This window comes from Rhizobium alarense (assembly GCF_021555155.1).
In the GTDB taxonomy this organism is placed as follows: Bacteria; Pseudomonadota; Alphaproteobacteria; order Rhizobiales; family Rhizobiaceae; genus Rhizobium_D; species Rhizobium_D alarense.
Genome location: NZ_JAKGBU010000050.1, coordinates 28,922 through 39,381 on the forward strand (window position 1 = coordinate 28,922; position 10,460 = coordinate 39,381).

Annotated in this window: 11 protein-coding genes; 4 read left to right on the top strand and 7 right to left on the bottom strand. The window is 67.3% G+C overall.

What is annotated here, in order from left to right:
- Positions 1-12 precede the first annotated feature (12 nt).
- Both LXM94_RS16035 and LXM94_RS16040 read right to left on the bottom strand, forming a co-directional pair.
- On the bottom strand, positions 13-207 hold the full coding sequence (locus tag LXM94_RS16035) for a hypothetical protein (RefSeq protein ID WP_235772477.1): 195 nt from the start codon (positions 205-207) through the stop codon (positions 13-15).
- A gap of 170 nt (positions 208-377) precedes the next feature.
- Positions 378-1,007 carry a DNA-3-methyladenine glycosylase I gene (locus LXM94_RS16040; protein WP_235772478.1) on the bottom strand — a complete coding sequence of 210 codons (630 nt, stop codon included), beginning with the start codon at positions 1,005-1,007 and terminating at the stop codon, positions 378-380.
- A gap of 254 nt (positions 1,008-1,261) precedes the next feature.
- Between LXM94_RS16040 and LXM94_RS16045 the strand changes: the two genes are divergently transcribed.
- Together LXM94_RS16045 and LXM94_RS16050 are read left to right on the top strand one after the other, a co-directional pair.
- A complete protein-coding gene (locus LXM94_RS16045) occupies positions 1,262-2,008 on the top strand; it encodes a L,D-transpeptidase (protein ID WP_235772479.1) in 747 nt (248 codons plus the stop codon).
- Positions 2,009-2,232: 224 nt separating this feature from the next.
- Entirely contained in the window at positions 2,233-2,934 is a 702-nt protein-coding gene (locus LXM94_RS16050; protein WP_235772480.1) for a L,D-transpeptidase, read from the top strand.
- A gap of 33 nt (positions 2,935-2,967) precedes the next feature.
- On the opposite strand, the gene glcF is transcribed toward LXM94_RS16050, so the two are convergent.
- The 4 genes from glcF to LXM94_RS16070 are packed head-to-tail and all read right to left on the bottom strand — an operon-like array spanning position 2,968 to position 7,377.
- Positions 2,968-4,266 carry a glycolate oxidase subunit GlcF gene (gene glcF, locus LXM94_RS16055; protein ID WP_235772481.1) on the bottom strand — a complete coding sequence of 433 codons (1,299 nt, stop codon included), beginning with the start codon at positions 4,264-4,266 and terminating at the stop codon, positions 2,968-2,970.
- A 1-nt stretch (position 4,267) separates the two neighbouring features.
- Positions 4,268-4,738 (bottom strand): hypothetical protein, encoded by a 471-nt coding sequence (locus LXM94_RS16060; RefSeq protein ID WP_235772482.1) that lies wholly within the window; start codon positions 4,736-4,738, stop codon positions 4,268-4,270.
- Positions 4,739-4,741: 3 nt separating this feature from the next.
- The gene (locus tag LXM94_RS16065) at positions 4,742-5,944 is read right to left on the bottom strand and encodes an FAD-binding protein (protein WP_235772483.1); all 1,203 of its coding nucleotides are present in this window, start codon (positions 5,942-5,944) and stop codon (positions 4,742-4,744) included.
- Positions 5,941-7,377, bottom strand: coding sequence for an FAD-linked oxidase C-terminal domain-containing protein (locus LXM94_RS16070; protein ID WP_235772484.1), 1,437 nt, complete (start codon positions 7,375-7,377; stop codon positions 5,941-5,943). The genes LXM94_RS16065 and LXM94_RS16070 overlap by 4 nt, the downstream gene beginning before the upstream one ends.
- A 112-nt stretch (positions 7,378-7,489) precedes the next feature.
- On the opposite strand from LXM94_RS16070, the gene LXM94_RS16075 reads away from it, so the two are divergent.
- Positions 7,490-8,386, top strand: coding sequence for a LysR family transcriptional regulator (locus tag LXM94_RS16075; protein WP_235772485.1), 897 nt, complete (start codon positions 7,490-7,492; stop codon positions 8,384-8,386).
- A gap of 78 nt (positions 8,387-8,464) precedes the next feature.
- Positions 8,465-8,980 carry a hypothetical protein gene (locus tag LXM94_RS16080; RefSeq protein ID WP_235772486.1) on the top strand — a complete coding sequence of 172 codons (516 nt, stop codon included), beginning with the start codon at positions 8,465-8,467 and terminating at the stop codon, positions 8,978-8,980.
- A gap of 13 nt (positions 8,981-8,993) precedes the next feature.
- On the opposite strand, the gene LXM94_RS16085 is transcribed toward LXM94_RS16080, so the two are convergent.
- Positions 8,994-10,271 carry a DUF3422 family protein gene (locus tag LXM94_RS16085; RefSeq protein WP_235772487.1) on the bottom strand — a complete coding sequence of 426 codons (1,278 nt, stop codon included), beginning with the start codon at positions 10,269-10,271 and terminating at the stop codon, positions 8,994-8,996.
- Between the last annotated feature and the right edge of the window lie 189 nt (positions 10,272-10,460).

The window sequence follows — 10,460 nt, forward strand, 5'->3', positions numbered from 1 at the left end:
GGGCCGGCGCCGCTATTTGCCCGCCGGTGGCTGCCGCAGCCCGCTGCGCGCGCCCGAGGCCTCCATCAGCGTCGCGGCGATGACCTTCGCGAGCATCATGCTGTTTTCACGGATTTCGGGATTGTTGCCGTCCCGGGCGGAGCGGATGAGCTTGTAGCCCTCCCGCATCACGATCTCCTGCGCCCTCGCGCAGGCCCAGATTTCCATCGACGTTCCAGTCGCCATTTGCGTTCCCCACGCCAAACCGTTCAGCACCCGCGGTACGCAACAACGCGCACGCCCCGAGAACGCCCGACTCTCTCGATGAAATGAAACCGCCACACAACCGCAGGCTACATGATTCGCCGTGAAAATAAACGTGTGCCGGCCGGAACAAATCAACGCGGACGGGCGAATGCCCGGCGCGCCGCCTCCACCTCCTCGCGGCAGAAGCAGCCGTCCAGATGATCGTTGACGAGGCCCATCGCCTGCATGAAGGCATAGACGGTCGTCGGGCCGACGAAGGTCCAGCCGCGCCTCTTCAGATCCTTCGAGATGCGCACGGAGGCCGGCGTCGTCGGATTGGCGACGAGCGTCGCATGATCCATCACGGCGGGCCGTTCGGTCTGCCGCGGCTCGTGGCCCCAGAAATAGGCGGCGAGCGAACCGAACTCGTCGCGCAGCGCCTGCGCGCGGACCGCGTTGTTGACCGTCGAGACGATCTTGCCGCGATGCCGCACGATGCCCGGATCGGCCAGGCACCGCTCGATGTCCGCCGCGTCGAACCGCGCCACCCGGTCGATGTCGAAGCCGGCGAAGGCGGCGCGGAAATTCTCCCGCTTGCGCAGGATGGTGAGCCAGGAGAGACCGGACTGGAAGCCCTCGAGGCAGATCTTCTCGAACAGCCGCCGGTCGTCGGCAACCGGCCTGCCCCATTCCTCGTCGTGATAACGGCGGTAGTCGTCGAGATTGCCGTGCCAGGCGCAGCGGGCCCGGCCGTCCGCGCCGATGATGATGCCGTTCGCCATGCCGCAAAGCCTCCGTCGTTTCCCTTTTGTTCCGTCTTTACCATCCGTCAACCAGATTTGGAAAGGGGCCGATAACCCTACCCAAAGCTTTATGCCGGCTTTCGCAGTTGAACGATCGCCTGTTTACCATTCGCTCGCGGCAAAGGTGCAAGCATCCGCCCCAAGCGCATGTCGCGCCATGACGATATCGGAGAACGAGGCCGCCGCCGTCCGGGCCGCCGGCTTCCGCATGACGAAGGGTAACGGGTCCGTCCATGTCGAAGAAAACGCTTCTGCTCGCCACCACCATCCTGTGCACCGCCACGCTCGGGGCCGCCGCCAACGACCGCTACATGAGCCGCCCGCCGGTCGTCGTCAGCCCCGACCTCACCGCGCCCTGGGTCATGCAGCTGACCGGCGAAGGCGTGCAGCCTGCCGTCTCCGCCCGCCGTATCGTCGTGCGCCAGCGCGAGCAGCAGCGGCGCGTCCTGCGCCAGCGCTCGGGCGTCGCGGTACAGCAGGTCTCCGCGGTCGTCCATGCCGAAAAGCCGGTCAAGACGCAGATCGACCCGGTGTTCCTGCCGCAGGTCGTCGACTACGGGACCGAGTACAAGGCCGGTACGATCGTCATCGACACGAACAATCGCTTCCTCTACCTCGTGATGGGCGACGGCAAGGCAAGGCGCTACGGCGTCGGCGTCGGCAAGCCGGGCTTCGAATGGGCCGGCACGCACAAGATCACCCGCAAGGCCGAATGGCCGAGCTGGACGCCGCCGCAGGAAATGGTCGCCCGCGAGGCCGCCAAGGGCCACTACCTGCCGGCCTTCATGGAAGGCGGCCCGGAAAACCCGCTCGGCTCGCGCGCCATGTATCTCGGCTCGACGCTCTACCGCATCCACGGCACCAACGCGCCGTGGACGATCGGCTATGCCGTCTCCTCGGGCTGCATCCGCATGCGCAACGAGGACGTGGTCGACCTCTACGAGCGCGTCGGCGTCGGCACCAAGGTCATCGTGATCTAAGCTTCGACCTGCCCCGGAAACGCGCGACGCGACCGGCGGACGGGCCGCATAGATGCAGAAGAACCCGGCCCGCCGGCCGGATCGGCAACGCGCCGCGGCGAGAGATACTGTGGCGAGACTGCCATGGGGGCCTCACTTTTCGCTGATCCTGTGCCGCCGCGACTTGAAATGACGGCGAACTTCGCTAGCCTCTGCGGCCGACAGGGACTGAGAGGGACGTCATCATGCGAAAATCGGCATCCTACGCGTTTGCGGCAATTCTCACGGCGGCCACCGCGCTGCCGCATGCGCCGGCAAGCGCCTTTATACCGGGCACCGCCGATGCCCGCAGCGTTGCGGCGTCCGACGTCGAACTGATCGCGCAGCGCAAGCAGGTCGAGAAGAAATTTCTCCGCCGCAAGGTGCGGCTTCTGACCGACGAGGCGCCCGGCACGGTCATCATCGATACGAACAACAAGTTCCTCTATTATATCGAGAGCAACAACCGGGCGACGCGCTACGGCGTCGGCGTCGGCCGCGACGGCTTCGGCTGGTCGGGCGTCGTGAAGGTCGGCCGCAAGGAAGAATGGCCGAGTTGGACGCCGCCGGCCGAGATGCGCCGCCGCGAAGCCGCCAAGGGCCGCATCCTGCCGGTCACGCAGGAAGGCGGCGTCGACAATCCGCTCGGCGCGCGCGCGCTCTACCTCTTCAAGGGCGGGCGCGACACGATCTTCCGCATCCACGGCACGAATCAGCCCTGGACGATCGGGCAGAACATGTCCTCCGGCTGCATCCGCATGATGAACAAGGACGTCGAACACCTCTATGAACGGGCCGGCATCGGCACCAAGGTCATCGTCATCGGCCCCGGCAACCGCCAGGGCAAGGTGAGCTACGACGACCGCGGCACCGACATCATCGGCTCGCTCTTCAGCTTCGGCGGTTGAGCCCGGTCCGCGGCCGGCGTAGCGGAACAGCCGTCAGCTGAGCGCCGCGGGCTTCGGACCGCCATAGGCCCAGTCGAGCAGTTCGACCGTGTGCAGGATCGGCAGCGCGGTGCCGCTGCCGATCTGCTCGATGCAGCCGATATTGCCGGTGGCGATGACGTCCGCCTTCGTCGCCTCGATGTTCCGCACCTTGCGCGCCTTGAGCGTTGCGGAGATCTCCGGCTGCATGATGTTGTAGGTCCCGGCGGAGCCGCAGCAGAGATGGCCTTCCGCCGGGTCGCGCACGGCAAAGCCGGCCGCCTTCAAAAGCGTCTTCGGCAGCATCGTGATCTTCTGGCCGTGCTGCATGGAACAGGCCGAATGATAGGCCACCGTGATGCCCTGCCGCTCCCGTTGCGGAAGATCGAGCCGGGCGAGAAACTCGGTGACGTCCATCGCCAGCGCCGAGACGCGCTTCGCCTTCCCGGCATAGGCGGGGTCGAGCCGCAGCATGAAGCCGTAGTCCTTGATCGTCGTGCCGCAGCCCGACGCCGTGACGACGATCGCGTCCAGGCCCCGCTCTTCCGCCTCGCGCAGCCAGAGATCGACATTGGTGCGCGCGGCGGCAAGCGCCTGCGCCTCGCGGCCCATGTGATGGACGAGCGCGCCGCAGCAGACCTCGCCGCGGGGCGCCACCACCTCGACGCCGAAGCGTGTCAGCAGGCGGATCGTCGCCGCGTTGATGTCGGGCTTCAGCACCGGCTGGGCGCAACCTGTGAGGATCGCGACGCGCCCCCGCCGCGGGCCGGCGGCCGCATGGCTGCCGGGCCTGGTGCTCGCCGAGACCGGCGGTAGCGAACGCGGCGCGAGATCGAGCATCGCGCCGAACGGTTCCAGCCCCTTCACGCGCTTCATGAGGCCCGCGAAGGGGCGCCCGAGCGCGGCGGCACGCAACGCGAGCCGGAACCGGCGCGGATAGGGCAGGATCGCCGCGAGCAGGCCGCGTGTCAGCCGGTTCAGGAAAGGGCGGCGGTAGGTGTTCTCGATATGCACGCGCGCGTGGTCGACGAGGTGCATGTAGTCGACGCCGGAGGGACAGGTGGTCGTGCAGGCGAGGCAGGAGAGGCAGCGGTCGATATGCGTGACCACCTCGGCGTCGGCCGGCCGGCCGTTCTCCAGCATGTCCTTGATGAGATAGATGCGGCCGCGCGGGCTGTCGAGCTCGTTGCCGAGCGTCACATAGGTGGGACAGGTCGCGGTGCAGAAGCCGCAATGCACGCATTTGCGCAGGATCTGCTCGGACGTCGCCACATGCGGGTCGGCAAGTTGCTCGGCGGTGAAATTGGTCTGCATCTTAAACCATTGATATGTCTGATAGACGCGACAAAATCATTGCCCAATCTTTATCGCCGATCTCGATCGGGCTGAAAACGGCTGTACCAACTGCCTTAAAGACGCTGGTTACGTTGGTCTTTCCTGTGTCTCGATTGAAGGGTAATTCACGTGCGGCTTGATGGGCATTCCAGTGCTTCCTTGGTGTACCCAACGGATGAATGCTAAATGGCATCTTCCAAGCCTCGCCCCAAACCATCTCCTCGTCCTTTTTTGGATTTGGTTGGGAGGTGACTATAAATGGCGTCGTCAAGGATTTGTAATCTGGATGGCTGCAGTATATCAGGCCAGCTTGCCCAACGAGGACATTCGTTGCCCTCGTTCTCCTACCCGCCATAACGTTTGGGTCTGCATCGGAAACTGCCCATAGGCGTGCACCAATTCCGGCCCAGATGTTCGTGATATTCTTTGACGTAAATACGTACAAAATCATCGATTACTCCTGACTGTCCGAAACAGTGAAAATGCCTACCGGATCGAATTTCTGCTTGATCCGCGCCGTCAGCGCGGCAATCGCCTCGCCCTGCGGCTCGAAGACCGGCGTCGTCGCGAGCAGCGCTTCCGGCGCCCGCACCAGCGTCGCATGCCCACCGCCCAGCGCCTTGATGTAGCGACGGACGAGTCCGGCCTCCGGATCGGCCTCCATGCGCAGCCAGACGAGGCCGCCCTGCCAGTCGTAGAAGGCGTCGATGCCGGCCTCGAGGCGCAGCGCCGCGACGAGCTGGTGGCCGGCGGCCGGGGCAACCGAGACGCGCCAGAGCGGCCGCAGCGAGCCGTCGGCATAGGGAGAGGCGTCGCGGACCTCGCGCCAGAGTGCGTCGGTTTCCGCTGCCGGCAAAACGGCTACGGCGCCGAAGGCGGCCATGGCGGCGCGGAGCTTTTCCACACGGACGGAGACGGACGCCGCGAGCCCCTCGATGCGCAGCACCGTGGCCGCGCCCTCCGGCAGGGTTCCGGAGAGAAAGCGCCCGCGCACGCTTTCGGGAAGCTGCGCGGCGCCGGAGACCTCGACGGGCATCGACAGGGCCGTCGCCATGGCAGCGGTGGCCTCGGCGTCGGTCAGCCCGGAGACGACGACCGTGGCCGCGGTCTCCGGCAGCGGCAGCACCCGGAAGGTGACCTCCGTGACGAAAGCGAGCGACCCGCGCGAGCCGGCGACGAGCTTCACGAGATCGAGGCCGGTGACGTTCTTCATGACGCGGCCACCCGACTTGACGATCTCGCCCCGGCCGTTGACGAAGCGCAGGCCGAGCAGGCTGTCGCGTGCCGCCCCCGCCACGAAGCGGCGCGGGCCGGAAGCGTTGGCGGCGAAGACGCCACCGATGGTGGAGGCGCCGGCGCGGCCGAGCAGGCCCGCCATATGCGGCGGTTCGAAGGAGAGCATCTGGCGCTTTTCGGCAAGCGCCGCCTCAATGGCGCCGAGCGGCGTGCCGGCCCGCGCGGTCATCGTCATCTCGGCCGGGTTGTAGGCGACGATGCCGTTCAGGCCGGCGCTCGACAGCATGTCGGCCTCCGGTGCGGCCAGGCCGAGGCTGCGCGTTCCGCCGCCGCGGATGACAAGCGGGGCGCGCGCCGCGGCCGCCGCCTGGACGAGGCGGGCCGCCGCCTCTTCGGATACCGGTTCATGCGTCATGGTCATGCCGCGGGCCTTCCGTCGAGCGGGAAGACCTTGGACGGATTGAGGATCCATTGCGCATCGAAGGCCGCGCGCACGGCCATCTGCTGGTCGAGGTCGACCGCGTCGAACTGATGGCGCATCAGGTCGCGCTTCTCGATGCCGACGCCGTGCTCGCCGGTGAGGCAGCCGCCGGCATCGACGCAGAGCTTCAGGATGTCGTTGCCCGCCGCCTCCGCCCGGGCGGCGTCCTCCGGGTCGTTGGCGTTGAAGAGGATCAGCGGATGCATGTTGCCGTCGCCGGCATGGAAGACATTGGCGACGCGCAGGCCGTAGCGCTCGACGATTTCCGCCGTGCCGCGCAGCACATGGGAAAGCTGGCCGAGCGGCACGGTGCCGTCCATGCAGATATAGTCGGCGATGCGGCCCGTAGCGCCGAAGGCGGACTTGCGCCCCTTCCAGATGAGCGCCGCCTCGGTCGCCGACTGGCTTTCCTTGACGACCTTGACGCCGTGGCGCCTGGCGATCTCGATGATGCTTGCCAGCATCGCGTCCATCTCGGCCTCGGAACCTTCGACCTCGACGATGAGCAGCGCCTCCACGTCCATCGGATAACCGGCCTTGGCGAAGGCCTCGCAGATGCCGATCGCCGGCCTGTCCATGAACTCGATCGCCACCGGGATGATGCCGGCACCGATGACGTCGGCGACACAGGCGCCCGCCGCCTCGGACGTGTCGAAACCGAAGAGGACCGGCCGCGCGCCTTCCGGCTTGGCGATCAGCCGCACGGTCGCCTCCGTCACGATGCCGAGCTGGCCTTCCGAGCCGCAGACGAGGCCGAGCAGGTCGAGGCCGGGCGCGTCGAGCGCCTTGCCGCCGAGCTCGACGACCGTGCCGTCGACCAGAACCAGCCTGACGCCGAGCAGGTTGTTGGTGGTCACGCCGTATTTCAGGCAGTGCGCGCCGCCGGAATTCATGCCGATATTGCCGCCGATCGTGCAGGCGAGCTGCGAGCTCGGGTCCGGCGCATAGAAGTAGCCGTCGGCCGAGACCGCGTCGGAAATGTTGAGATTGGTGACCCCGGCCTGCACGGTCGCGGTGCGGTTGGCATAGTCGACGTCAAGGATGCGCGACATCTTCGAAAGCCCGAGCACCACCGCGTCCTCCTGCGGAATGGCGCCGCCCGACAGCGAGGTGCCGGCGCCGCGCGGCACGACGGGAATGCCGTAGCGATGGCAGTATTTCATCACGGCCGCCACCTGAGCGGTCGTCTCCGGCAGCGCGACGGCGAGCGGCAGGCGGCGATACGACACGAAGGCATCGGTCTCGAACGGGACGAGTTCCCGCGCCTCGTGCACGAGGCAGCCGGGCGGCAGCAGGTCGAGCAGGTCGGCGACGATCGTCGCGCGCCGCGCGACGATCCCGGCCCTCGGCTTCAGAAACTGGAGCTGCTCCACCGTATCGCTCCCTCGGCACCCTGCGGAAAGTGGTCTTTTTTCTTTACCACTTCACCGCAACCGAGGCAAATGCTAAGCACTTTCGCCAGGAAAGCAAAAGTGGGCGCGACTTATGTCCGATTTGGCCGATCTCGAAATCTTCGCCCGCGTCGTCTCGACCGGCAGCCTGTCGGCCGCCGGGCGGGCACTCGGACTGTCGCCCGCCGTCGTTTCGAAACGCCTCCGCAGGCTCGAGGAACGGCTCGGCACGCGGCTCCTGCAGCGCACGACGCGGCAGATCTCGCTGACCGAGGCGGGCCACGGCTTTCATGAGCGCATCGTCGGCGTCCTGGCCGGCATCGAGGAGGCGGAAGCCTTCGTCTCCGGCCGCTCCGGCTCCGTGCGCGGGATGTTGCGCGTCTCGGCGCCCACGTCGTTCGGCCGCATGCACATCGCGCCGCATATCGGCGGCTTCATGGAGGCGCATCCCGACCTGACGCTGCATCTCGAGCTGACCGACGAATTCTCCGACATCGTCGGCGACGGTTTCGACGTTGCGATCCGCATCGGGGAACTGACCGATTCCTCGCTCGTCGCGAAGCGCCTCGCGCCGGTGCGTCGCGTGCTTTGCGCGGCTCCGGGCTACCTGGCGCGACGCGGCGCACCCGGTTCGCTCTCCGCGCTTTCGGAGCACGTCTGCCTGCCGCCGCACAACCAGGACGGCTGGCGCCTGGAGGGGCCTGCGGGCGTGATCACCTACCGGCCGGCCGGACCGCTCGTCACCAATTCGAGCGAGGTCATCCGCGAGGCGGTGATCGCCGGGCTCGGCATCGCGCTCCGCTCCACCTGGGACGTCGGCCGGGAGCTGAAGGACGGGCGGCTCGTGCAGGTGCTGCCGCAATACGAAAGCTCGAAGAACGTCCTGCTGTCGGCGGTCTATCCGAGCCGCCAGTTCCTGCCGGCCAAGGTGCGGCTGTTCATCGACTATCTCGCCGATCTCTACGGCCCGTCGCCCTACTGGGACCGCTGAGCCCCGTTGCTCGCGGCAGCGGCGCCTTATACAGTCGGCCGCACCGGGCAAGGTTGGGCACAACGTCACGGGCAGCACATGGTCAGCCACTTCTTTTCCGCCGGATTGGCCGCGATCGGCCTGCTTTCCCTCGCCGACGCCGCGCATGCCGCGGCGCTCGATCCGCTTCTCGACGGTTTCGAGCGCAACTGCAGCTACACCGAGCCGCTGCATGCGCTCTTCCAGTCCAGCTATCTCGTGGCACGCAAGGAGGGACCGCTCGTCGTGCCGCAGGGCTACGAGGCCGCCTTCGGCGCGCCGGTGACGACGCAGGACGGCGAATATCTGAGAACGGTCATTCCCGTCGTCGCCGGCACATGGCGCGGCGTGCCGGTGCGCGAATTCGAAATCTACATCACCGAACTCGCAAGCGACTTCGTCTACCATGCGGTGATCTTCGACAGGGCGGCGGAAGATGAGGCAAAGGCCGCTTTCGACCGGCCGCTGCCACCGTCGGGCGCCCCGTCCGACACCGAAGACGGCGCGTCCGGGCCGATGAGCGGCTTCGGCATCTTCGACGGCGTGCCGCGCTATTTCTGCGATCTTTCCGGCTGACGGCCAGCCGCGCTCAGGCGCGGTCCTCCTCCGCGTGGCGATGGCGGATGGCGCGCACGAGCAGCCAGAGGCCGATCACGACGACCGGCACGGCCAGTCCGGTCAGCGTCTCGGGCTTCACCGGCAGGCCGAGGCCGTGCGCCGCCTTCGCGACATAGCCGACGAGCCCGACGACATAGTAGGAGATGGCGGCGACCGAGAGGCCCTCGACGGTCTGCTGCAGGCGGAGCTGCAGCTTCGCGCGCCGGTCCATCGAATTGAGCAGCGTCGTGTTCAACTGCTCGAGCTCCACGTCGATCCAGCTTCTGAGCAGCGACGTCGCGCGGGCGAGCTTGCGCGACAGGTTCGCCTGCCGCTCCTCCACCGACTGGCAGGTGCGCATGGCCGGCGCGAGCCGCCGCTCGAGGAAGAAGCCGAGCGTCTCGTAGCCCGGCCGCGCCGTCTCGGCGAGCGTGCGGATGCGCTCCTGCACGATGCCGTAATAGGCGCGGCTCGCCCCGAAGCGATAGAGGCTGAGCGCCGCGTTGGCCTCGAGCTCGGCGGCAAGCCGGGTGATCTCGCCCAGCATCTCGTCCGCCTCGTCGCGGGCGTGCTGCTTCATGCGCTGCGTGACGGCCGTCAGGCCGTCCTCGATGCGCCGGATCTCCGGCGACAGCGACTGGGCGAGCGGCAGCCCGATCATCGCCAGCGTGCGGTAGGTCTCGATGTCGAGCAGGCGCTGCACGAGCGCGCCGCGCCCGGCCTCGGTCATGCCGCGGTCGATAACGAGAATCTGGGTCAGGCCGTCGCCGTTCTGGCGGAAGTCGGTGAGGATCGAGGCCTGCCCCTCCTTCACCTCGCTGTAGCAGAGGCTTGTCGGGTCGAAGCAGGCGATCGCCTCGCGCGTTTCCGGCGTGTCGGGCCGGATCTCCAGCCGGATGCCGGAAATCAGCGTGCCGGGCGGCGAGAAGCTGTCACCGAACGGATGGACGGGCACGGGCCCGCCGAAACGCTCCGGCGCCGGCGCGTCCCAGAAATAGGTCGAGAATTCGGTGTGGCGCTCCCAGCGCAGCGTGCCCTGCCCCCAGCTCATCGCATGATGGTTGGCGTCGCGCGCCGGCGGCGACACGCCGCGCGACCGCGACAGGTCCGACAGCACCGCGTGGTCGACCGTCGTGCCGCCCTCGGTCAGGAAAGCGAGCTGGAAGATGACGCGGGGCGAGGGTACGAGCGCATAAGGCCGCGCGTGAATCTCTCCCAGCGCCTGCGCACGCGCCGCAGCCGGCGGAAAGGCGAAACTTCCCTTGTTCATCAAATCGATCCCACTCCGTCCCCGTGGCAGCCTTAGCAAATATCAGAAAGCGAACATACTGGCGCTTTGACGCAGGCAGCGCGATTGCGCCAGCCACTGGACAAGTTTGTTGACCAGTTTGACCGACCCTTGATAGTCTCGCGGCATGGAACAGGGCACCCCCGGCCGCGGCTTCGAACTCTTCGCGCG